The organism is Mesorhizobium huakuii (genome assembly GCF_014189455.1).
GTDB lineage: Bacteria > Pseudomonadota > Alphaproteobacteria > Rhizobiales > Rhizobiaceae > Mesorhizobium > Mesorhizobium huakuii_A.
Genome location: NZ_CP050299.1, coordinates 455029 through 476417, shown reverse-complemented (window position 1 = coordinate 476417; position 21389 = coordinate 455029). Strand labels below are relative to the sequence as shown.

Annotated in this window: 18 protein-coding genes and 6 pseudogenes; 5 read left to right on the top strand and 19 right to left on the bottom strand. The window is 60.3% G+C overall.

Going from position 1 to position 21389, the window contains the following annotated elements:
* Positions 1-61 precede the first annotated feature (61 nt).
* Together HB778_RS39955 and HB778_RS39950 are read left to right on the top strand one after the other, a co-directional pair.
* A complete protein-coding gene (locus HB778_RS39955; protein ID WP_183465579.1) occupies positions 62-1300 on the top strand; it encodes an IS256 family transposase in 1239 nt (412 codons plus the stop codon).
* Positions 1301-1345: 45 nt separating this feature from the next.
* Complete coding sequence (locus HB778_RS39950) at positions 1346-2383, top strand: IS110 family transposase (RefSeq protein ID WP_183465578.1); 1038 nt, start codon at positions 1346-1348, stop codon at positions 2381-2383.
* A gap of 392 nt (positions 2384-2775) precedes the next feature.
* Here HB778_RS39950 and HB778_RS39945 read toward each other — a convergent pair.
* Together HB778_RS39945 and HB778_RS39940 are read right to left on the bottom strand one after the other, a co-directional pair.
* Positions 2776-3321: pseudogene (locus HB778_RS39945) on the bottom strand (IS630 family transposase); the annotation flags it as partial.
* Positions 3322-3626: 305 nt separating this feature from the next.
* Positions 3627-4712 (bottom strand): annotated as a pseudogene (locus tag HB778_RS39940) (IS110 family transposase); the annotation flags it as partial.
* 105 nt (positions 4713-4817) lie between these two features.
* On the opposite strand from HB778_RS39940, the pseudogene HB778_RS39935 reads away from it, so the two are divergent.
* Positions 4818-5934: pseudogene (locus HB778_RS39935) on the top strand (IS110 family transposase).
* Between the two features lie 264 nt (positions 5935-6198).
* On the opposite strand, the gene HB778_RS39930 reads toward HB778_RS39935, so the two are convergent.
* The 4 genes and pseudogenes from HB778_RS39930 to HB778_RS42550 all read right to left on the bottom strand — a co-directional run bounded on the left by HB778_RS39930 (position 6199) and on the right by HB778_RS42550 (position 8109).
* Positions 6199-6873, bottom strand: a complete 675-nt coding sequence (locus tag HB778_RS39930; RefSeq protein WP_183465636.1) for a tyrosine-type recombinase/integrase — start codon at positions 6871-6873, stop codon at positions 6199-6201.
* Positions 6812-7382 (bottom strand): annotated as a pseudogene (locus HB778_RS43805) (tyrosine-type recombinase/integrase). The gene HB778_RS39930 and the pseudogene HB778_RS43805 overlap by 62 nt, the downstream one beginning before the upstream one ends.
* A complete protein-coding gene (locus HB778_RS43800) occupies positions 7328-7804 on the bottom strand; it encodes a site-specific integrase (protein ID WP_432421296.1) in 477 nt (158 codons plus the stop codon). The pseudogene HB778_RS43805 and the gene HB778_RS43800 overlap by 55 nt, the downstream one beginning before the upstream one ends.
* The gene (locus HB778_RS42550) at positions 7798-8109 is read right to left on the bottom strand and encodes a hypothetical protein (RefSeq protein ID WP_244662135.1); all 312 of its coding nucleotides are present in this window, start codon (positions 8107-8109) and stop codon (positions 7798-7800) included. The genes HB778_RS43800 and HB778_RS42550 overlap by 7 nt, the downstream gene beginning before the upstream one ends.
* 131 nt (positions 8110-8240) lie before the next feature.
* Here HB778_RS42550 and HB778_RS39920 point away from each other — a divergent pair.
* Both HB778_RS39920 and istB (HB778_RS39915) read left to right on the top strand, forming a co-directional pair.
* Positions 8241-9155: pseudogene (locus tag HB778_RS39920) on the top strand (Mu transposase domain-containing protein); the annotation flags it as partial.
* Positions 9156-9177: 22 nt separating this feature from the next.
* The gene (gene istB, locus HB778_RS39915) at positions 9178-9930 is read left to right on the top strand and encodes an IS21-like element helper ATPase IstB (protein ID WP_183465635.1); all 753 of its coding nucleotides are present in this window, start codon (positions 9178-9180) and stop codon (positions 9928-9930) included.
* A gap of 273 nt (positions 9931-10203) precedes the next feature.
* Here istB (HB778_RS39915) and HB778_RS39910 read toward each other — a convergent pair whose 3' ends face one another.
* The 13 genes and pseudogenes from HB778_RS39910 to nifN form a co-directional block, all read right to left on the bottom strand.
* Positions 10204-10551, bottom strand: coding sequence for an exopolysaccharide production repressor protein (locus HB778_RS39910; protein WP_244662134.1), 348 nt, complete (start codon positions 10549-10551; stop codon positions 10204-10206).
* Between the two features lie 4 nt (positions 10552-10555).
* Complete coding sequence (gene fdxB, locus HB778_RS39905) at positions 10556-10873, bottom strand: ferredoxin III, nif-specific (RefSeq protein ID WP_183465633.1); 318 nt, start codon at positions 10871-10873, stop codon at positions 10556-10558.
* Entirely contained in the window at positions 10870-11073 is a 204-nt protein-coding gene (locus HB778_RS39900) for a CCE_0567 family metalloprotein (protein WP_183465900.1), read from the bottom strand. The genes fdxB and HB778_RS39900 overlap by 4 nt, the downstream gene beginning before the upstream one ends.
* A gap of 26 nt (positions 11074-11099) precedes the next feature.
* The gene (locus HB778_RS39895; protein WP_183465632.1) at positions 11100-11567 is read right to left on the bottom strand and encodes a NifX-associated nitrogen fixation protein; all 468 of its coding nucleotides are present in this window, start codon (positions 11565-11567) and stop codon (positions 11100-11102) included.
* 360 nt (positions 11568-11927) lie between these two features.
* On the bottom strand, positions 11928-13085 hold the full coding sequence (locus HB778_RS39890) for a TlpA disulfide reductase family protein (protein WP_183465631.1): 1158 nt from the start codon (positions 13083-13085) through the stop codon (positions 11928-11930).
* 850 nt (positions 13086-13935) lie between these two features.
* Positions 13936-14741 (bottom strand): annotated as a pseudogene (istB, locus tag HB778_RS39885) (IS21-like element ISRm9 family helper ATPase IstB).
* Positions 14738-16246 carry an IS21 family transposase gene (gene istA / locus HB778_RS39880; protein WP_183465630.1) on the bottom strand — a complete coding sequence of 503 codons (1509 nt, stop codon included), beginning with the start codon at positions 16244-16246 and terminating at the stop codon, positions 14738-14740. Before istA ends, istB (HB778_RS39885) begins: the two are co-directional and overlap by 4 nt.
* 67 nt (positions 16247-16313) lie before the next feature.
* Positions 16314-16493: a hypothetical protein gene (locus HB778_RS39875; protein ID WP_244662207.1), complete on the bottom strand. Its 180-nt coding sequence runs from the start codon at positions 16491-16493 to the stop codon at positions 16314-16316.
* 741 nt (positions 16494-17234) lie between these two features.
* Positions 17235-18122: a universal stress protein gene (locus HB778_RS39870; protein WP_183455198.1), complete on the bottom strand. Its 888-nt coding sequence runs from the start codon at positions 18120-18122 to the stop codon at positions 17235-17237.
* Positions 18123-18227: 105 nt separating this feature from the next.
* The gene (locus HB778_RS39865) at positions 18228-19013 is read right to left on the bottom strand and encodes a response regulator transcription factor (RefSeq protein ID WP_183465628.1); all 786 of its coding nucleotides are present in this window, start codon (positions 19011-19013) and stop codon (positions 18228-18230) included.
* 27 nt (positions 19014-19040) lie between these two features.
* The gene (locus tag HB778_RS39860) at positions 19041-19520 is read right to left on the bottom strand and encodes a NifX-associated nitrogen fixation protein (RefSeq protein WP_183455200.1); all 480 of its coding nucleotides are present in this window, start codon (positions 19518-19520) and stop codon (positions 19041-19043) included.
* Between the two features lie 17 nt (positions 19521-19537).
* A complete protein-coding gene (gene nifX, locus HB778_RS39855; protein ID WP_183465627.1) occupies positions 19538-20032 on the bottom strand; it encodes a nitrogen fixation protein NifX in 495 nt (164 codons plus the stop codon).
* Complete coding sequence (gene nifN, locus HB778_RS39850; RefSeq protein WP_183465626.1) at positions 19998-21380, bottom strand: nitrogenase iron-molybdenum cofactor biosynthesis protein NifN; 1383 nt, start codon at positions 21378-21380, stop codon at positions 19998-20000. Before nifN ends, nifX begins: the two co-directional genes overlap by 35 nt.
* Between the last annotated feature and the right edge of the window lie 9 nt (positions 21381-21389).

Genomic DNA, 21389 nt, shown 5'->3' with positions numbered 1-21389 from the left:
TCATCGATGTTCCCCGGTAGGGTCTGGTTGCTAACACCAACCTGATTCGAAGGAACCACCGATGACCGACGACATGATGAAGCTTCGCACGCTAGTGGAGAAGACCCCCGACGCCGATATCTTGCGCGAGATGATCGGCTTTGCCGCCGAGCGGCTGATGGAGCTGGAGGTGGGCGCCGCCACCGGCGCCGGCTATGGCGAGAAGAACCCGTTGCGCACGGCCCAGCGCAACGGCTATCGCGAGCGCGACTGGGAGACGCGCGCCGGCACCGTTGAGCTGCGCATCCCGAAGCTGAGGAAGGGCTCTTACTTTCCGGGCTTCCTCGAACCGCGGCGCATGGCGGAGAAGGCGCTGACGGCCGTCATCCAGGAGGCCTACGTCCAGGGTATCTCGACCCGCTCGGTCGACGACCTGGTCAAGGCCATGGGCATGAGCGGCATCTCCAAGAGCCAGGTCAGCCGGCTGTGCGAAGAGATCGACGGCAAGGTCAAAGCGTTCCTTGAAAGACCCATCGAGGGCGACTGGCCATACCTGTGGATCGATGCCACCTACCTCAAGGTGCGCCGCGGCGGCCGCATCGTCTCGGTCGCCGTCATCATCGCCGTCGGCGTCAACGCGGACGGCCGGCGCGAGGTGCTGGGCATGGAGGTCGGCACGTCTGAGGCCGAGCCGATCTGGACGGAGTTTTTGCGCAAGCTGACCCGCCGCGGCCTCAGGGGCGTCAAGCTCGTCGTCTCCGATGCCCATGAAGGCATCAAGGCGGCCGTCACCAAGGTGCTGTGCGCGACATGGCAGCGCTGCCGGGTCCACTTCATGAGGAACGTGCTGGCCCATGCCGGCAAGAGCGGGCGCCGCGTCGTCTCCGCCTTCATCGCCACCGCGTTTGCCCAGGAGACGCCAGAAGCCGCCAGCACCCAATGGCGTGCCGTCGCCGACCAGATCCGGCCAAAGGTGCCCAAGCTGGCGACAATCATGGACGACGCCGAGCCCGACGTGCTGGCCTACATGACCTTCCCCAGGGAGCACCGTGCCAAGCTGCATAGCACCAACCCCATCGAGCGCCTCAACGGCGAGATCAAGCGGCGCACCGAGGTCGTCGGCATCTTCCCCAACGATGACGCCATCGTCCGCCTCGTCGGCGCGCTCCTGCTCGAACAGAACGACGAATGGGCCGTGCAGCGGGCGCGCTACATGACGCTGGAAACCATCAGCCAAATGAGCGATGATCCTCTCATCAGATGGGGTGATTGGGGTCTCGCCCGAGCCAGATTGAGGGCGGCTGCTCCTGTCGAGATGTGAGAACGTGGTCGATGTAGATCGCCACAAACATCAGGAGGAGCAGCCATGAAGTATTTTGCCGGACTTGACGTGTCTTTGGAAGAGACCGCGATTTGCGTGGTCGACGAGGCCGGGCGGATCGTGAAGGAGACGCGTGCGGCGAGCGAGCCGCAGGCGTTGATCGAAGCGTTGCGGAAAGTCGATCTGCCGCTGGAGCGCATCGGGCTCGAAGCGTGTTCGCTGACGGCCTGGCTTCACGACGGGATGTGCGCCGATGGCCTGCCGGCCATTTGCATCGAGACCCGGCAGGCCAATGCGGCGATGAAGATGATGCCAAACAAGACGGATCGGAATGACGCCCGCGCGCTGGCGCAGATCATGCGCACCGGCTGGTATCGACAGGTGCATGTCAAGAGCCGGCAGTGCCGTCTCTGGCGATCCCTCCTCGTCGCCCGCCGCACGGTGCTGAACGAAACGCGCACCATCGAGAACGTGGTTCGGGCGATCCTGCGGGAGGCCGGCATCAAGCTGGGCACGCCGTCGCGAACCGCCTTCGCCAGTCGTGTGCGCGAGTTGGCCGGCACGGATCCGGTTGTCATGCCTTTGGTCGAGCCACTGCTGACGATCCTCGCTACAATGCTGGGAGAGTTCGCCCGCCTGACGAAGCAGGTTCTCGGTCTCGTTCGCCAGGAAGAGGTCTGTCGGCGGCTGATGAGCGTTCCAGGTGTGGGACCCATCACCGCGCTCGCCTTTCGTGCCACGATTGATCAGCCGGACCGCTTTCGTCGCTCGAGGGATGTCGGCGCGCATCTGGGTCTGACCCCGGCACGCTATCAATCTGGTGAGACGGACATTCAGGGCAAGGTCAGCCGATGCGGTGACGAACTCGCCCGCACGGCTCTCTATGAGGCAGCCCATTCGCTGCTCGTGCTCAGCAAGAAATGGTCGAGCCTCAGAGCCTGGGGCATGAACGTCGCCAAACGGCGCGGTATGGCTCGAGCCCGAGTTGCTGTTGCCCGCAAGCTCGCTGTCATTCTGCATCGCATGTGGAGTGATGCAACAGAATTCCGCTTCGGCAAGGCACCCGGCCGCGTATCGGCATGAAATGGGGATAACGGACCAACGAAGGAGGAGTTTATTCCGCCCGAAAGGGCGTGATCCGGATCGTTCCCGTGGGGACGATGGGCAAGGTGATCTCGTTAGCAGGCACGATCCTGGGCGAACTCTCCCAAAGTCGTTCAACAGATTGAGACGCCTCGCTCTACTGACCCCATCATGCGGCGGCCTAACGTCGACCGCGAAGAGAAGCGAGTGACCCGCGGGGCGACATGGTCCGGAAAAATATCAGGAGGAGCTTGACCTCAACGACCCCAATCAGAGAAGCCTGCCAGCCGTGGCACGCTGATCATCCCGGCCCAATGCCGGAGAGCGCGGCGACCAAGCCGTCACTACACCACTCCCTGGGACACGATCGGCGATGCGCGCGATCTTGTTTGCTAGTGCATTGATTCCAACACTTGGTGCCCACGTCTGACGGCTGCGATGATGTTGTCAGGGTCTGCTTTCCAAATGAACGGCTTTGGCTCTTCGTTGTGCTCTTTGATAAAGCGGTTGATGGCTGCTTGAAGATCAACGACGGAATGAAAGACACCATTTTTCAGTCGTCGCCGTGTGAGCTTTGCGAAGAAGCCCTCGACGGCGTTCAACCAGGAACACGATGTGGGAACGAAGTGAAACGTCCAGCGTGGGTGCCGCGCCAAAATTGCCCGGACCTTCGGCTGTTTGTGCGTCGCATAGTTATCCAGGATGACGTGAACCGCCTTATCCTTCGGCAACTGAGCCTCGATTGCGTTGAGGAAGCGGATGAACTCCTGATGCCGGTGACGCTGCATGTTGCGGCCAATGACGGAGCCGTCGAGAACATTCAGGGCAGCGAAGAGTGTCGTGGTGCCATGGCGCTTGTAATCATGGGTCATCGTGCCGCCGCGGCCTCTCTTAAAAGGAAGTCCTGGCTGCGTCCGATCGAGCGCCTGGATCTGGCTCACATGGGGATTTGCGGGTCAAGAGGTTCGGATCAGGATTCGATGGTAAATCTCCGCTCGTTGCTCGGTATCCAAGGTCTGAGCCGTTTGCATGACCCGGCCCGTTTCCGATGCCGCTTCAAACTCACATCCGGTCGCCGCTAACATCGGCCGCACCAATATCCCGCTTGCGTCGGGCGAAGGCTCAGGAGGGCGGAACCATTCCCTTTTTCGGCTTTTTAAGCCAGGCCAAATCTCGGTCCGCTCACCTGGATCCGCCGGAGCTGATCAGGCCCCGGATGATTGAAAGGGGGAAGCGTTTGTTTTTACGCGGCCGTTGTCTCGGCTCCATCCAGCACAACCCCGGCGGTCACATATTTCCAGAAGGCGATCAGCAGCTTTCGCGCCAAGGCAACGATCAGCACTTTCCGAACTCGGCCACCATTGAGCTGTACACGCTGCTGAAACCACAGGGTCAGCATCGAACGGGGCTGATGCCTTACCCACAACCAGGCGAGCTGGATCATGGTCGTTCGCAGCCGGGGGTTTCCGGCTTTGGAGACACCTTGTTCGTGCGCGACGGATCCGCTCCGCCAGGGCGTCGGCGCCAATCCGGCATAAGCGGCAACCTGCCGTCGGTTGGAAAAGGTTCGGAACAATCCCTCCGACCACAGGACACCGGCGAATTCCGGGCCAATCCCCTTCAAATTCTTTAGCATTGCTCCCGGCGCTGGCGTGCCTTCGTCCGACGGGCTGAGCATAGCATCCCGCTCAGTCTCCACGGACTTGATCTGCTGAAGCGCGAGTTCGAGTCGATCAAGTTCGCGTCCAATCTGTGCCTTCAAATGCTCAGGCAGCGGACGACCATCACCGGTCCTGAGCTCCTCAAGCCGCTCCCGTCTTTTGCGCAATAAAGGCTCATAGTCAGAGATGCCTTGGGCGAAGAGCAGCCCCTTGATCCGATTGACGTGCTCGACCCGCTCCGCTGTCAGCGTCTTGCGCTCGCGGCAGATTCGGCGGCGATCCTCCTCTTGTGGGGTCGGTGCTCGAACCATGGCGCACACCCGCGGCTCGCCTCGCTTGTACGCCAGCAACGCGCGCACCAGAGCTTCCCCGTCGATCTTGTCAGTCTTCGCCCGTCGACGTCGGCGCGACGTCGCAATTGAAGCGGGGTCCACGACGTGGCTTTCGACCCGTCCGTCCTGCAGCAAGCGGTGGATCCAAAAGCCGTCGAGGCCCGCCTCTTGAATCACGATGATTGGAACGACCTGCCCCGTGCGGACCTGCACCTTGTCCTTGAGCTGAGAGAACCGTGCCCGTAGTCCAGCGATGTCACCGCTACGAACCGTATGCTTCGACATCTTTTCACCGCCCGGCGACAGCGATGTAATCAGCCAGGTCGATCGACTAAGACCGTATGTTCTCGGGGTGAAGGCGGCTCACCCTCGCCGTAAGCTGAGATCGGGGGTTGCTTCGGAGTGGCCGAAGCCGAGCCCCAAGCTTAGCGAGGATGAACCATGGATCAGCATAGCAGACTTTTCATCGGTCTGGACGTCTCGAAACTGAAGATTTCTGTAGCCGTCGCGGATGGCGAGCGGGGTGGTGAGGTAAGATTTTTCGGGGACATACCCTCAGATCCGGCCTCGGTGTCATCCATCGTGCAAAAGCTGGCCAAGCGAGGAGCAAAGCTCCACTTCTGTTACGGGCAGGGCCTACAGGTTACGAACTCTACCGTCAGCTCACCGAGATGGGCCATGATTGTGTGGTGGTGGCACCGGCACTAATTCCCAAGCGTCCTGGAGATCGAGTGAAGACCAACCGGCGCGATGCGGTCAGCTTGGCACGGTTACATCGTGCGGGTGAGCTGACAGCGGTTTGGGTGCCGGACCGCGGGCATGAGGCTATGCGCGATCTCGTGCGGGCCCGTGAAGCAGCCCAGGAGGCTCAAAAGCGGGCGCGTCAGCAGCTTCAGTCGTTCCTACTTCGACATGGCCGCATCTATTCGGCCGCTCATCCTGGTCGCTGGCGCATATGCGGTGGATATCGACTCTGAAGTTCGAGCATCCGGCGCACTTCATCGTGCTCAAGGAATACTGCCAGGCGATCGAGAATGCCGAGGTGCGCTTGAAGCGTCTGACCGATCTGATCTCGGAGACTGTCAAATCCTGGACGATGGCTCCTGTTGTCGAAGCCTATCAGGCGTTACGAGGCGTGTCGTTGATTGCCGCCGTCGTCTTTGTTGCCGAAATTGGCGACATCCGCCGCTTCGAAAACCCCCGCCAGCTGATGGCCTTTCTTGGCCTCGTTCCGTCAGAGAGCTCGACAGGTGAACATGTCAAACGTGGTGGGATCACTAAGGCCGGGAACTCTCGGGCCCGTCGCATGCTGATCGAAGGCGCATGGGCTTACCGCTTCCCTGCGCGGGTAAGTCGAACCAAGCAAGCGCAGTTGGAAGGCCTACCGAGAACCGTTCGCGAAATAGCATGGAAAGGTCAGCTCCGCCTCTGCTCTCGCTATCGAAAAATGATCCTCGCGGGGAAGCACAAGGCCATCGCGATCACCGCGATCGCTAGAGAAATAGGGGCCTTCCTGTGGGCTATCGGTCAGGAAGTGCAACCAGCTCACCACGCTTAGCCAAGCACCGCATATCGCGCGCATTAGAAAGAGGAGACAAGATCGATCATCTGCTGATGCTCAATATTGGAGGCAGGGCCCCGGTCGGGGAATCTTCGATGGAACTGAGTGGCCGACTAAGTCGATGCCCGTGCTAAGATAGAAGCAGCCCCAGGCGTACACACGGAAATGCGGTATCCAACCCGCGTATAAGAGTTTGCAAACCGTCGTCTTGAGGTCCTGTCTCCTATATTGTGCATTAGCTACACTATGCCGGACCAGCCATTATTGGCGGGATGAACAGTCGTGGCCATACCGCTTGCATTTGAACATAAGAGTTCCAACGAGACCCAGGAGTGCTCCGAGCTTCGGCCCAAATGGGACGAGGCGGCTCTTGTAGAACTTGGTCTCCCGGATAACGAGCAGCCGCCGTTTCAGATCGACGTCTTTGAGGCATAGCCGGCAGGCCTCGCCGACGCGCAATCCCAACCCGTAAAGGACAGCGAATAGTACGAAATATGTGTTGTCACGCTCGATCGTACTACCATGGCTTGGAAGCGCCTTGGCAAGAGCGAGCAACCGAGTGGCTGCGTCTGTGTCGAAGATAAATGGCGTGCGCTGATATCTTCCGCGCCGTGGTGGGGATCTCAACGGTGTCTGGGCGAGCTTCTCGTGATCGACGAGATATGAGAACAGTCGCCCTACCGTACAGCGCAGGTGGTTATAGCTTCTCGGGCGCGACCTTGGACGCGAGAGGAGGAACTCATCCACCAGTGCCGGGGTTATCTCGGCAAGGCTACCAATGTTGTTCTTCGACAAGTAGGCATCGAACAGCGCGAGCGTCTTCTCTTCGACATCACTGCGCCGTCGCAACGAGCGCTTGTGGCCGAGAAATTGCTCAATCTCGTGGCGGAGAAAACTCTGGAAACGTCCATCGTGGCCACAGCACGTCCTCCCCATTGCCGATTGCAACCTCGCGCAGCTGTTCGACAGCGATCTTCCCGTAGATCTGGGTGGAGGAGGCGCTGCGGTGGCCAACGTAGTCGCCGATGTGCTTCAGCGGAAAATTGGCGTTCAGCAGTCGCTGCACACAGCTGTGACGTAGGACATGGGAACCGGCCCGTGGCACGCTAATGCCGGCTTTGCGGATGAAATGAGCGGCGCGACAGACAACCGCCGCGGAGCCTATCGGGGCATGTGGAGCATAGCAACGCATAGCGGCAATTCGTGGCAGGTCGCCCGTTTTTGAGGTATTCGATGATCGCAGCTCCCACCGCCGCCGAGAGCGGATAAGTCGTGGTATTGCCTGCTTTGCGATCCCGGATCTTGAGCCGTTCGTTGCGCCAGTCAATGTCATCAAGGGTGAGCGTGGCGACCTCCGCAGCCCGCAGTCCATAGGTTGCAAGCAGCATCATCATTGCGTAGTCGCGCTTGCCGGAGGTGGACCGTCTGTCGATGCCTGCCAGCACTTGCTCGACCTGTTCCCAACTGATCGATCGCGGAACACCAGCGTGCCGATACGACTGCGGAAACTCGACAAGCGAACCGAGGTCCTTGGCCAGAACCCCCTGTCGATGGAGGTAGCGCAGGAAGACCCGTAGCACCCCGCATGCATTGCGGATCGTCGACCAGGAAACTCTGGCGGAGCGTAATCGGCAATAAACCCGCTGAGCACGGTGGGCGACAGGTTTGCGAGGTCGCCGATGCCGATGCGCTCCAGATAGGTTGCGAACTGACGCAAACTAAATTGGTACTGGTCTATCGATCTCTGACGAAGCCCCTTCTCTTCGGTCAGGTACTTCAATAACCCCGGCGCCTGACGTTCGAACGGGTTGTCCGGCTTATGGAGACGACCCCGGCCAATGTAGCCGGAGACTGCCAGCTTCAGCATCTGGCGGATGGGATTGCGTAATTCATTGCCGATCTGCTTGCGTCGCCGGCCCGAGCGTCGTCTAGCATGCTCACCAATCCACGCTTGCACGAATGGCTCGACGTGATCAGGTAGGTTCTTTCGCTGGCTCCCTGAGCTTTTGCGAACTCGCCGAAACTCACCACGATGGGAATCCGGCGAGACACGCTGCGATCCGTATAGCGGCGTTCTGCCATCCAGCCGCCGTATTGTTCGACTGTGGAGGCAATCCAGGAACCTTGAATGCGATCGATAGTAGCAGGGCGGATGTAGTACTTCTCTAGCATGATAATCTCCTAAGGAAACAACAAGATCATCATGCCATGAGCGCTCCGTTGTGTTGCCACTATTGCAACGATTATGTTCGCAAATGCGGGTTTTAACTCCGTTCGCCACATAATGGGGTCGGACACAAAACTGCGAAAATCTCAAGGCGGCTCTGACCAACCCCCACCGCTATGATCCCGGCCGTCACCGGTCTCAACCGTACGTACCAGGATATGGCCCGGCACTATGGCACCGCAATCCTGCCAGCCCGGCAGTACAAGGCCCGCGATAAGGCAAAGTAGAAGTTTCGGCCCAAATTGCCCAGAGATGGGTGCTGGCGCGCCTTCGCAACCGCCGCTTCTTCAGCATGGTTGAACTCAATCAGGCGATCGGTGAGCTGGTCGCCGATCTCAATGGGCGGATCATGCGGGCCTATGGCATGAGCCGGGCCGAACTGTTTGCCGCGGTGGACGCTCCGGCGCTGAGACCTCTGCCGGCCGAGCCTTATGCCTTCGCCCTATGGAAACGCTGTCGGGTGGCGCCCGACTATCATGTCGAAGTCGACGGCAACTGGTATTCGGTTCCCTATCGCCTGATCCGCGAGCTCATCGATGTCCGCATCGCCGATCGCACTGTGGAAGCCTTCTACAAGGGTGAACGGGTTGCCAGCCATGCCAAGTCCCCGGGCCGGCGCAACCACACTACGCTTGCCGATCACATGCCCAGCGCTCATCGACGGCACGCCTCCTGGACGCCGACCCGGATCAGCTTCGTTGCGGAGAAAATAGGTCCGTCCACGGCAGCCCTGACCACCGCGATCATGATGGCTCGGCCTCATCCCGAGCAAGGGTTCCGCACTTGCCTGGGCATCTTCGCCCTGCAGAAAACCTACGGCGCTGCCCGTCTGGAAGCAGCCTGCCGGCGTGGAAACGCCATCCAGGCCCGCTCTGTTGGCTCCATTCGCTCCATCCTCAAGTCTGGCCTGGACCGCGCCTTCGCGGACCCGGAACCCGAGCCCAAACCCCTGCGCCACGGCAACATCCGTGGCCGCTCCTACTTCCACTGACCCTCATCATCAGGAGAGAAAAATGCTCGCACACCCTACTCATGAACGCCTCATCGCCCTTGGCCTGGCCGGCATGGCCAAAGCCTTCGAGGAACAGAGAAGCTCGCCCGATCTTTCGGCCCTAACCTTCGAGGAGCGCATCGGCATCATGGCGGACAGGGAAGCGGCGGAACGCGACACCAAGCGCATGACCGCGCGTCTCAAATTTGCCGCCCTGCGGCAGAATGCCTGCGTCGAAGATATCGATCTGCGCATCCCACGCGGCATCGACCGCGCCCTTCTAGCCAGGCTTGTCGCCGGCGACTGGATCTCTCGGCACAATAATTTGGCAATCACAGGCCCATGCGGCGTGGGAAAATCGTGGCTTGCCTGTGCCCTGGGCCACAAAGCGTGCCGGGACGGGCGCTCCGTCTCCTACCAGCGTGTCCCGCGCCTGTTCGAGGCAATGGCGCTGGCTCGCGGCGACGGTCGCCATGCCCGCATGCTCAAGTCTCTCGCTCGCGTCGAGCTGCTGATATTGGACGACTGGGGCATCTCGGTGCTCACTCAAAGCCAGCGCATCGATCTGCTGGAGATGCTTGAAGACCGCAACGGGCGGGCCTCCACCATCGTAACAAGCCAAGTGCCCGTCGATCAGTGGCACGAAGTCATCGGCGACGATCCCACCCTTGCCGACGCCATCCTCGACCGCCTCGTTCACAATGCTCACCGCATCAACATGACCGGCGAAAGCTTGCGGAAAATAGCTGGCAAGCAGGCGCTTGACGCCGACTAAAAACCAGTGAACTCATAGCAACCGTCGGTCAGGCTTCTGCTGCCCACGATCGCGTGAAATCACTGCCCATGATCAGCGAAATGCGCATCGAGACAAAGCCACCCGCATGGATGGCGTGCTGCGACGGTTATTATGTGCCAACCGAATCCAAACAGCTGGATTCACGCTAGACGGGCCACGATGCAGTCACCTCTGCCCATTTCAAGCACACCAATGCTTGGACGGTCAGTTCGATGTCCCTGGTTATCCAAAGTGGCGTAGATTTCCCATGGATCACGACGCCTCACCGGGGCAGGGAAATGCCGGGCCAAGCTGAGGCACATCCGAAGATTCATTCCTCACCTCGTCATGGTCTGTCGGCTGGCATCGAACTTCCTTGCAACTACCGAAATGCTCAGCCCTTTGGCCAGCCCTGCTAGCGCAGCCGGACCGCCAGATCAGAAAGAGCACGCTTGCGAAATAGCCCACCTGGAGGAGCAGCGAACAAGCCAGCGTCGTGACGACCACTAGACGGATGGAATGAGAAGCGAAGTAGACAGCCAGAGCGTTGCTGCAGAGGACCAGCACAAACACGGCACAAAAGATTCTAAAGGGCAACGCCGTTCTCCTGGTTTGTCCCATCGAGTCATGCTGCGACCTGGTCGGCCGCAACATGGGTCTGGCAGTTCTTCGGGCAGACGCGGGCGCAGGCTCCGCAGCCAATGCAGCGGCCGGCATTATCGACGAACATGATCATGCGGTTGAGCTCCCCGTCGAAGTCGTCGTCCTCGCCGTCGCAGGCGCCGAGGATTTCACCCTCGTCATGGACGCCGTAAAGGTGCATGACCTCGCGCGAGCAGACCTTGAAACAGCGCCCGCAGCCGATACAGATCTTGCCATCTATGGCGGTCAGATATTCCGGCAGCCATATGGAGCCGTCGCGGGTGGTGAATGTGCTCCTCATCGTAGATTCTTCATTGCAGCAAGCTCTCTCTTGGCACCATCCAACTCGGCAAAAACGGCGTACGCTTTCTCGGCAACTTCCTCTATCTCAGTCCATTGGACCGGGAGATCCTCTGCAAGGTCGCGCAATTTCATCTTGGCAACTGCCGCCCGCAGCTGAAGCTTTCGGACTTTCTTCCCCATCTCATCCAGGTTTGACATAAATCCTTCCTCGAAAATCGGTTTCTTCACGCACGCGCCACGTCGGGATAGGCAATAGCTGCAGTCGCATCGTCGACCAGTTTCGTACCGGCCTCCGCGAGTGTCCGGAACGTCTCGAAGCCGAACCGGTGGACGTCTTGACAGAAGGACCAACCGCCCGACCGTGAAAAGCTCGTGCCCGAAGCCCTCATGGGTTTCATCTCCATCATTGGCGATGTCATCAGGCCGGAGCGCTCCTCGATCGCAAGCCCCACGGCAGTGTAAAACGTGTCGAGCCTCCACAGCACGTCCGGATCGGGATCGCCGATGATGGGGATCGCACGGCGCTGTTCCTTCGTGATGATGAAGTCGGCCAGCAGCTCGGCGTCCGCTCTGCCTTGCCATGAGCCGTCGAAGTCCTGAGCACGGATCAGCCGCAGGAGGCATTTGACGAACGGACGGGCAAGGGCCGCCTCGTCCTCGGCGACAGCAGGGCTAGCCGCGGCATCAGACATTTCGCCTTCTCCTCAATTTCAGTCCTCGTCCTCGATGGACGATTTTTGTTTTCGGGCGCCTGCTTCGGGCACACTTGCGCAGCCGACGTCCGGCTCCAGGCGGCCGAGTCCACGCAAGTGATGTCCCTGTGGCCGACCTTGAAGACGTCCTCGACTGTGACGTCTTCCACCGCGCCAAAATTCGCGTCGAACATCGCGTCTCCCGCGATGCGGCCGGAGGTCATTACAAGATTTGAACTCCAACCTGCGGCAAGCGATGCGCCCTGTGCTGCAATGGACATACTTACTGCGGGCTTGCCGCAGACAATGGGCGAATTGGCCAGGGTTCAATTCCAATTGTCATCCCTTTGCGATCATTGCTCATGAGGCGACTGCGGTTTGATTTTCAGGAGCCTTGTTTTGCGGAACCACGCAAAGATCCGCGTAACAGGCGTGCTCACCCGTGTAGTTGGCCAGGGCTTGGAGCAATGGGGTAAGGTAGTGCTGTTTGATGTGGTCCGGCATTGGCTCCCGATCACCCAGCGATTTCAGTGCAACCTCGATCAACTCGATCGCGCGATCCTTGTTGCCGCTCTCGTAATAATACTGAGCGAGCGGGACGTACCAAAGGAATTTAAGGGGGCCGTCGCCTTGTGGAGGATTCAGGGTCAGTATCTGTTCCGAGAGCTTGTCGCCCATCGCAAAGCGCTCAGCACGCGGGAGATGGGAGTTGTCCATCTCGGGATCGAAGAGTTGGTTCAGGGCCATGACCATCCAAGACACGGCCTCGAACTTTTTGTCGATCGCGTCCTCGACCAACTGGCGCATGAGTGGCAAGCCGGCCCGCATGTCGCGCAGCTTGTGAAGCAGTAGATTCGCGTGAGTGCGCCGGAACTCGATATTGTCGGGCATCAAGGCGAGGCCTTCTTCGACAGCCGTGAGTGCCGCCGTCCAATCCTTGGCCTCCATCGCCGGCCGAAGTTTGGCGTATATCGGCTTGGTCAGCGATTGTTCGCGCGCTGTGCGTTGGTGACTGGCAATCCGCTCCTTATCAGCAGCTTTCGCTTCATCGCTGGTGCGCCAGCTGCCGTTAAGCACTTTCGGCAAAACCTCATCGAGTTGCATCGGATGACCGACAAAGGCGATGTGGCCGTCTCGGTCGACCACGAACGAGGCCGGAATCCCGACAGAAAAGCTGGGTTCCCTCCAAAGCTTGTTCATTTCGCCTGTGTGGTCAAACGCGATCCGATAGTTCAGATTCGAGCACTTTTCGCTCAACCACGCGTCCAACTTGGTTCGGGCCTCATCGGCCGTTGGAGCCTGTTCATCAGCCGCGACTCCGATGACCTCAAGTCCGCTGTCCTTGTATTTCTCCTGCAACTGCACCAGATGGGGCATCGCCGACACACATGGTCCGCACCAAGTTGCCCAAAATTCGACGATGTACACTTTGCCGGGCTGGAAGTTCGTGAGGGGCTCGCCACGCAGCCAGTCCTCCACTTTGATCGAAGGAGCCGGGGACTCCATCTGCAATACCATGTTGTTCTCCAAAGCTATTGCCAAAGATTGCGCTCTTCATGCGCGAGCTTGTTTCCCCCTTAGAGACGGGGCACGAGGGTTCAAGGAAAGGAGAGCACCGCTCGTCTCGCGCGTCTGCGTGCGGTCAGCCTTCACTCCGTGTTGCCGTATCTCAATTTGCAAAGGCCGTGCCAGCGCGCTCCACGCGCAGTAAGCGCATGATTAGGCTTTGAAAAACCTCCAACCGCTCGAGATGGCCGGTTGTATTGAACCCGACATGTTTTCTCCCTCTGTCAGGTTCTGGACATGCATCACGCGCCTCGCGCCGCCAGAAAAAGCGTGGCCACGGACGACTCCACATATATTCGGGCCGAGGGACGAGCAGATGGACATGATGACTGCGTTGGCTGCCGCCAGGCTCGTCATCATCGTCCGCTTCACGCCATCTGGCTTGAGCTTCTTACCGCTCTGGTCTCTGTCGGTAGCGGATCTCGCCATTTGCGATTTGCGAGGGGTTGCTCCATCCGAGCCTGTGCCCTGCCCTCTTCCGCCCTGCGATTGAATTCCTAGCTGGCGACACAGGTATGGCGACAATTTGGATGGGAAGCGCGACGATCAAGATGAAGAGTTTGGTGGCCGCGATTTGGTGAAGATGGGCTGTGAATCGGTGAGTTGCAAGGGCTATTTTTCGTAGTTGACGCTGCGCGACACCAGGCCGGTTTTTGGATTGTCGCGGAGCGCGTCAATCAGGATGAGAGATGTTTGTCGCGGGCCGCTGTGAACTCACCAAAAAAGCCGGCCTCCGTTTGAAGCGGGAGGCCGGCCTTCATTTGCGCGACAATCTATGCTGACGTTTGTTTGTCGCGGCGCGTCAATCAGCGAGGGCCGAGGCCAGCGTTGCCGGCGTGCCATCGCTGTTTTCCGTCAAACGGGATATTGCGGTTTTGCGCCTGTAGCTCTCGACATTCATTTCGAAGATCGTCGCGTGATGAACCAGTCTGTCGATGGCGGCCAACGTCATGGCTTTGAGACCTTGTCCCATTCACCGAAGGGCTGATTTGCGGTGATGAGAAGCGAGCGGCGCTCGTATCGCGCACTGATCAGCTCAAAGAGCACACTGGTTTCAGCCTGATCCTTGGTCACATATGCCATGTCGTCGAGCACCAGCAGATGGTACTTGTCGAGCTTTGCGATGGCCCCTTCGAGATCGAGATTGCGGCGGGCGGCTTGCTGTTTCTGAACAAGGTCGGTGGTACGCGTGAACAGAACACGCCACCCATTCTCGATCAGCCCGACGCCGATGGCGGCCGCCAGATGCGATTTTCCGCCGCCTGGCCCGCCAAACAGCATCAGATTGGCGCCGTTCTTCAACCAGACATCTCCCGCGACCAATGCCATGACCCGGGCCTTCGAGACCATGGGCACAGCCGTGAAGTCGAAGGCATCGAGGGTTTTCCCCGGAGGAAGACGCGCTTCAGTGAGGTGGCGCTGCATACGCCGCGTTTCGCGTTCGGCGACCTCGAACTCAGCAAGCGCCGCCAGCAGCCGGGAAGCCGGCCAGCCTTCGGTGTCAGCCCGCTCGGCGAAGGTGTGCCAGGCCCTGGAGATGCCCGGCAGCCGCAGATCGGTGAGCATCAGGGACAAGCGCGCGGTATCGACAGGATCGTTGGGTCTCATGCCGTGACCTCCACGCGGGTGCCGATAAGCCTGTCGTAATCGACCAGTTTACCCAGATTGACGCTGACCTGCGGGACACAGGCCGGGTTCGGCGCGAACCGGGCGCGCATGCCGTCAAGCGTCGGCAAGGTTCCCGCATCGAGCTCGCCCTGGATGGCGTGGGCGAGTGCGGCCTCGACATTGCGCTCATGGGCGAGGCTCAGCAGTTCCACCGTCAGGCGGCAGGCATCGCGTTCCGGCAGCCTCTCCATGGCGGCATTGTAGAGATTGCGATAGGCATCCCTGGGGAAGAGCTGATCGCGATAGCCGAGTCTGGGCAAAGCCCCCGGTTTCTGGCGCAGGGAATGAATGACGTGATGATAGTTCACGACATGCTGGGTGGGGCCGAGCTGGCCTCTGACGCGCGGCAGCTTCATCAGGGACGTGCCGCCGAGGAACAGTTCGATATGCTCCTTGAAGAGCCGTGCGCGCAGCCGATGTCCGATCAGCCGTGAAGGAACGGTGTAGAAGACCCGGCGAAGGGTAAACCCTCCACTGCTGGTGACGTAGACGATCTCGTCTTCGCCTTCGGGCTGGCGCTTGCGCGGCAGCGCCAGCAGGCTTTCGCGCTCAATGGCGATCTCCCTGGCCCGACGGGCATTGCGCTGGCCGACAACCTCGTCGATGAAGGCGGCAAAACTGGTGACGTCCGCAAAGTCACGCGTTCCGCGCAGGAGAAGAGCATCTTCCAGTTCCCGCTTCAGATCGCCATGGGATCCTTCGACCGCGCCGTTCTCGTGGGCGACGCCGCGATTGTTGCGGCTGGCCTTCATGCCGTAATGGGCGCAAAGCGCTTCATACCGATCTGTCATGTCCTGTGCGGTATCGGCATTGAGATTGCGGAATGCAGCCGAAAGACTGTCCGTGCGGTGATCGCGCGGCGCGCCGCCGAGAGACCAAAGGGCGTTCTGCAAACCACTTGTCAGCGCGGCAAAACTCTCGCCGCCTTCGACAATCTCGGCATGCTCGAATCCACTGTATGCAAGTCGGAAGTGATAGAGCAGGTAATCGAAGGTCACGCTGGCGATCGTGACCTTGAGGCCCAGTGCATGGGTAAAATCCGACAGCCCCATGCGTCCCGGCTCGTGAACCTGCCGGAATATGACATCCTGATCTCCTCCATGGATCGCGCGCCATGCGCGGATCCGGCGCTCAAGTGTGCGGCGAATACCAGAATCGAGCTCGGGATGACGCTTGCAAAGCTCACGAAGAATGCCGACAGGGCGCAAGCCGGGAGCGCTTTGCAGCATGGGAACCACCTCTTCGGTGAATATCCCTTCCAATGGATCAGGCCGACGTCGTTCGTGTTTGGCCTTCTTTTCGCTTGGTGGACGGGGGTCTGATTCGATCCGATAACCAGTGGATGGGCTGAAACCTGATTTGGCGGCCGCGACAGGGACACTGTGCTTCTGGCGATTTTGCATATAGAGCCTCGATTGTTGATCCGTGATGTGACTGCCGGACATTCATTCTTCCTTTGAGCGGGAAGAAGAAATGCACCCGACACATCGCGATCACCAGACGGCGTGAACCCTATGTGGGTTCGCGCCGTCGCCAGGAACGTCCCTCCAGTCGGGCTACGCCCTCCCTCCGTGACGTCCCTGGCGACGCTCCCATCCTGATTGACGCTCCTTCCAGGTTGATTGCCGCGCCGTAGACACAGGAGTTCTTCACGACGAAGCCGGTCCAGCCGCGGCTCGCGAATACCGCCATCGTCAAATTGACGATGATGATCGTGGCGAAAAAGGCCAGGATGAGTGCCGGCATGTACCGGCGGCGAACTCTCCGGGATTTTGCTGCTCTCGTGTCGTTATCTTCTGTGTCCCTGTGCACAGGCGCTACAAGGACCGCCTGATGCGAATATGCGTTGTCGGAATTGACCAAGCCCAAAGACCGCCCGGTCGCCAGCGGCTCGGGCCGGACCGGCTGAATACCCCGAAGACGCGGCCGCCCTCGCCGCTACTGGCTACCGTCCCAGGCGATGATAACATGATTGATGCCATCGATCCCCGCCGACTACGGCCAAGAGCACGACCGTCTCGGCTCGAAGTGAGGGCCTCGGCGACGGTATGGGTCGTTGCGTCGTTCAGCTCCCAGCCAGTCGTGAAGGAGATCGCGATAGCGCGCATGCGATTCCGCAACAGCTCCGAACTCGGTCTGCCGCGCTGAAACGGCTCCTTCTCTCCTGACGCCGACCTGCGAAGCCGTGGTTTTGGCTGCATTGAGGAGCGCCTCTACCTCTGCGCGGCCGGTCTCCACGTTACGGATCATCTCGGGCGAGCAGAACCCCGCGCTAGGTACGTCCGGGATTATCTCGGCGACGGCGCGTTCAGATTGGCTCCGAGGAGCTTCGCGAAATTTCCCGCGTTTGCCGCGACCTTTCTTCGAATTGGCATCAGGATAGGTGACCCAAGGGAGTAGAGCTTCGAACAACTCGGTGCTCCCTGGAACCAGTCAGCGAGCCAAAAACAGCGGCAATGGCAGCTTCCCAACTATCCATCTCGTGACACCGCCGAAGAGCCGCTCACGCAGCCGGCGGCTGCCATATGCGCCCATGACGATCATGTCTGCGGACGTGTCGATTGCGTGCTGCGCGAGGACCGTCGCCACCGGTTTGCCGGCACTCGGCAGCCGGTCAACTGACACTCGAGCACCGTGCCGAGTAAGATAGGCAGCGATGTCGGCTCCCGGCTCAGCGCCGTTTCCGTTGAAAGTAGCCTTCGGATCGACCAGTGTGACACGAACTTCCTCAGCTCGGGATAGCAGATCCAGCGCTTCCCGAACCGCGCGGGACGCCTCGACTCGCGAATCCCAGCCAACCAACACGCGCCGCGGCGACAGCGTCGCCTCAGCGCCCTTGGGCACAACAAGTACCGGCTTTCCCGTATCGAACAAGCTGCCGTTGATAACAAGGGGTCCGAGATTATTGTCGTTGAGAAGTGCGGGGCCGACAATTGTCAGGTCGGTGCAGTGCGCCCGCTGTCGCACGGCGTCGCCGACGTCGGCCTCATCGCAGTAGTCTGTATCGACGTCAGAGCAAAGCGACATGGCTTTCAGCAGTTTCTGAATTTCCTTGGATGTTTTTTCCAGATGGGCCATGTCCTGCGAAAATGTCTCGATCTGCCTAAACCGTTTGTCCAACATGGCAATGGCCTGGGCGCGTTGTACCGGCCACTCGAGGATGCCATCGCCGAGCGGCGGAGGCGACATAACGAGCGGTGGAGGCGACATAATCAATACGGAAAGATACGCGCCGACCTCGGCACACAAGCCGGCAGCTGTTCTGACGTCCTGATCGGAATGGTCAGAACCCGTCACACAGAGTACGCTTTTAAAACCCATTTGCCTGCTTCTTTCTAAGTATGTCGTACCTGTAGGCACGTTTCGAAGCCGCAAGAGTTGTGCCACTCCTCATCTCCGTCGTGCTCAGGGCCACCGGTTCGCTATTTAGCCGTCCGGCCTCTCGAGCGAGTAGCCGGCCGACCTGGTGGTACGGATGACGGTGGAGGGCGAGGCCGCCTTCAGCGCCTTTCTGAGCCGGCTCATATGCACATCGACGGTGCGCACACCGACGTGGATGTTGGCCGGCCAGGCCGCGCCGATCAGCTCGTCCCGAGTGAAGACCTTGCCGGGAGTCTCAAGCAAAAGCCGCAGCAGGTTGAACTCGATCGGCCCGAGATGGATCTCGTGGCCATTGCCACGAACCCGGTGGGCATCGAGCCTCATTTCAAGGTCGCCACAGGAGAGCCAGCCGCCGTTTTCAACCCCGTTTGCACCCCGCTTCGTCAGCGCCAGCCTCGCCCGTAGACAATCAAGCAGCTTGGCCGGGGCGATCGGCCGCACAAAGCTCTCGTCAATGCCTGCCTTCAGGAGATCGAGGTGCTGGTTCTCGGCGCCGGGCGCGATCAGGGCAATAATGGGCAGCGCGCCGGTCCGGGGCTCCCGCTTGAGCCGGGCGCAGATTGCGGACCCGGTTATGCTCCCTGGCCCGCAGTCCAGCACCACGGCCTGGAATTCCCGTTCGTCGGCCATTGCAAGTGCTTCCTTCGCGCCGCCTGCCGGCTCACTGGTGAAGCCGTCGACCTCCAATATGTGGCTCAGGAACAGATAGAACTCGGCATCTTGCGAACAGATCAGGACGAGTGGCTTCATCAGCGCTACCCCAGGAACCAAATCGGTCTCGACCGCGTCGGTTGAGTGGGCTGGCCATCGGAGCTGCTCAAGACCTGACATGACCCCCCTGTCCGAAACTCGGTTCCATCACGCCCGTGCCACGTCGGGATAGGCTTCAATAGCTGCGATGCCATCGCCGACCAGTTTCGTGCCGGCCGCCGCGAGCTTCCCGAACGTCTCAAAGCCGAACCGGTGGACGTCGCGCAGGGTCTTCGACAGGACCACCAGCCGTCCGGCCGCGAAGAGCACGCGCCCAAAGCCCTCATGGCTCATCTCCATCATCGGCGATGCCATCAGGCCGCAGCGCTCCTCGATCGCAAGCCCGACGGCGGCGTAGAACTTGTCGAGCCTCCACAGCACGTCCGGATCGGGATCGCCGATGATCGGGATCGCACGGCGCTGTTCCTTGGTGATGATGAAGTCGCCCAGCAACTCGGCATCCGGTTTGCCTTCCCATGACCCGTAGGAATCCTGAGCACGGATCAGCCGCACGAGGCATTTGACGAACGGGGTGGCAAGGGCCGCCTCGTCCTCGGCGACAGCAGTGCTAGCCGCGGCATCAGACATTTCGCCTTCTCCTCATTTCAGTCGTCCTCGAAGGATGGCTTCTTCTCGGTGACGCCTGCCTCCGCCAGCACCTTGCGCAGCCAAGGGGGAGGACACGTCCTGAGCATCATCTGCGTGCGCAACAGCACCTCCTGGATGCTTTGGGGGTGCGGCACCTTGATCGGATGGATCTTTGCCGAAACAATCTTGGCTGCCGAAGGTCCGCCGATCGCCAGACAAAACAGCAGATGACAGCCCTTCAGCGCCTCCACCTTCGGCGTGATGCGGTCATCGCCCTCGCTCCGATGCTCCCCGCTTTCGTCGGAAACGTCGTCGAAGGCCACGGCTTCCACGAGCTTCCACTCCTCGCGCGTCACGTCGTAGACAGCAAAGCGTTTGGCCGACCCGAAATGGGCATTGAGGTCCTTCATGTCTTGCGTGGCGATCGCCACGCGCAATGCGCCTGTTCGTCGTGTAGGCATCACAGCGTGAACCTCGTCAGTGACGAGTGAGAGGCGACGGACGGGGCCCATCTGGCGTTTCTCGCTTGCGGAGGGGATCAAGTTCTTCAGGTGTCGGCGCCTTCCAGTAAGCCTGGAAAATGTTGGCAACTTCGAAGACCAGGTCGCGGGTGCCCTGATAGAGGATTGTGAGCTTGTGCTGGCTGCCGAGCCGGTCGAAGACGGGAAAGCCGACGCGCATGAGCGGAATGCCAAGGCGCTGCGCGGCCTGGCGTCCATGGGAATGGGTGACGAGGAGATCAGCGCCGGCGGCAAGAGCTTCCAAATCGCCGAGATCGCCGATTTGAACCGACTGCGCTGGTACTTTTTCCAGAATTTTCGACATATCGGTCGTGGCGACGGCCGCCGCGATTTCGGAGCCCATGCCGACGAAGAACGTCGCGAGTTGATAGAGTTGGTCTGGTTCAGCAGCGATCGCAATTTTCTTGCCTCCGAAATGGAAATGTCCGTCGAGTAACGCATCCTGCAATTGGCCCCGGCGACGGCGCACCCCGGCCGGCACCGAGGCGCCCGAAATCGCGGACAGCAGCGAGACGAACCGATCGGCGCCCTTCAATCCGGTCAGCGACTGGAACAGCACGTAAGGCACGCCGGTCAACTTCTGCAGCACCTGCGCCGGGCGGCGCATATGCTCGCCGATGGCGATGCAGTGCTCGGCCGTGCCAAGCTCGCGGATATCCTCGACGCCGGTGCCGCCATAGGTGGTCGTGACCCAACGGTCGGGCACGGTGCCGTCGAGCGAGCCTGAAACGTCCGGCAAAATCACCGGCTTCAGCCCAAAGCTTTCAACCATCTCACGCAAATGCTCGATGTCAGCCACAGTGAGGTTCCAGCCGGGCAGGATCGCGATCTTCTTCGACTGCCGCACCTGTTCGCCGGGCCGTGTAATGCCTTCGATCATCGCGGTAACAGCCTTGGCCCAGCCCTCTTCGATCGCGCCGTCGAAATCCGGCGTGTTGGCCAGCACGATCTCCGTACCCGCGATTTCTTCCGCGTGCTTCAGCCTGATGCTGGCGATATCGCCTGCGCAATCTTCGCCACGGGTTTCCACCAGCGCCGTCGTGCAGACCCCGATCAGCTTTGGCTTTGTGCGGACCTTGAGGTTGAGGATCGCCTCTTCCAGATTGTCCGCCCCGCCGAGGATTGTCGTCACTTCGTCCATCGCGGTGGTCTGCAGGGGGATCGCTTCCTTGAAATGCCGCACGAAGAGCACGAGCGCGAAGCTGGTGCAGCCCTGGCTGCCGTGGAACAGTGGCATCGCACCCTCGACCCCAAGAAAGGCCAAGGCCGCACCCAGCGGCTGTGACGATTTCAGCGGATTGACGGCTGCCGATTTGGTCTGGGAAAGGATGCGGGCCATCGGCTTTCC

Excerpts from the sequence above, each read along its gene's own strand:
- nifN (WP_183465626.1), bottom strand. The coding sequence starts at position 21,380 with ATGGCCCGCATCCTTTCCCAGACCAAATCGGCAGCCGTCAATCCGCTG.
- HB778_RS39900 (WP_183465900.1), bottom strand. The coding sequence starts at position 11,073 with ATGTCAAACCTGGATGAGATGGGGAAGAAAGTCCGAAAGCTTCAGCTG.
- HB778_RS39890 (WP_183465631.1), bottom strand. The coding sequence starts at position 13,085 with ATGGTATTGCAGATGGAGTCCCCGGCTCCTTCGATCAAAGTGGAGGAC.
- HB778_RS39895 (WP_183465632.1), bottom strand. The coding sequence starts at position 11,567 with ATGTCTGATGCCGCGGCTAGCCCTGCTGTCGCCGAGGACGAGGCGGCC.
- HB778_RS39870 (WP_183455198.1), bottom strand. The coding sequence starts at position 18,122 with ATGGGTTTTAAAAGCGTACTCTGTGTGACGGGTTCTGACCATTCCGAT.
- HB778_RS39865 (WP_183465628.1), bottom strand. The coding sequence starts at position 19,013 with ATGTCAGGTCTTGAGCAGCTCCGATGGCCAGCCCACTCAACCGACGCG.
- HB778_RS39910 (WP_244662134.1), bottom strand. The coding sequence starts at position 10,551 with ATGGGACAAACCAGGAGAACGGCGTTGCCCTTTAGAATCTTTTGTGCC.
- HB778_RS43800 (WP_432421296.1), bottom strand. The coding sequence starts at position 7,804 with ATGCTGAAGCTGGCAGTCTCCGGCTACATTGGCCGGGGTCGTCTCCAT.
- HB778_RS42550 (WP_244662135.1), bottom strand. The coding sequence starts at position 8,109 with ATGCTAGAGAAGTACTACATCCGCCCTGCTACTATCGATCGCATTCAA.
- HB778_RS39860 (WP_183455200.1), bottom strand. The coding sequence starts at position 19,520 with ATGTCTGATGCCGCGGCTAGCACTGCTGTCGCCGAGGACGAGGCGGCC.
- istB (WP_183465635.1), top strand. The coding sequence starts at position 9,178 with ATGCTCGCACACCCTACTCATGAACGCCTCATCGCCCTTGGCCTGGCC.
- fdxB (WP_183465633.1), bottom strand. The coding sequence starts at position 10,873 with ATGAGGAGCACATTCACCACCCGCGACGGCTCCATATGGCTGCCGGAA.
- HB778_RS39950 (WP_183465578.1), top strand. The coding sequence starts at position 1,346 with ATGAAGTATTTTGCCGGACTTGACGTGTCTTTGGAAGAGACCGCGATT.
- nifX (WP_183465627.1), bottom strand. The coding sequence starts at position 20,032 with ATGGGCCCCGTCCGTCGCCTCTCACTCGTCACTGACGAGGTTCACGCT.
- HB778_RS39930 (WP_183465636.1), bottom strand. The coding sequence starts at position 6,873 with ATGGGGAGGACGTGCTGTGGCCACGATGGACGTTTCCAGAGTTTTCTC.
- HB778_RS39955 (WP_183465579.1), top strand. The coding sequence starts at position 62 with ATGACCGACGACATGATGAAGCTTCGCACGCTAGTGGAGAAGACCCCC.
- HB778_RS39875 (WP_244662207.1), bottom strand. The coding sequence starts at position 16,493 with ATGGCGGTATTCGCGAGCCGCGGCTGGACCGGCTTCGTCGTGAAGAAC.
- istA (WP_183465630.1), bottom strand. The coding sequence starts at position 16,246 with ATGTCCGGCAGTCACATCACGGATCAACAATCGAGGCTCTATATGCAA.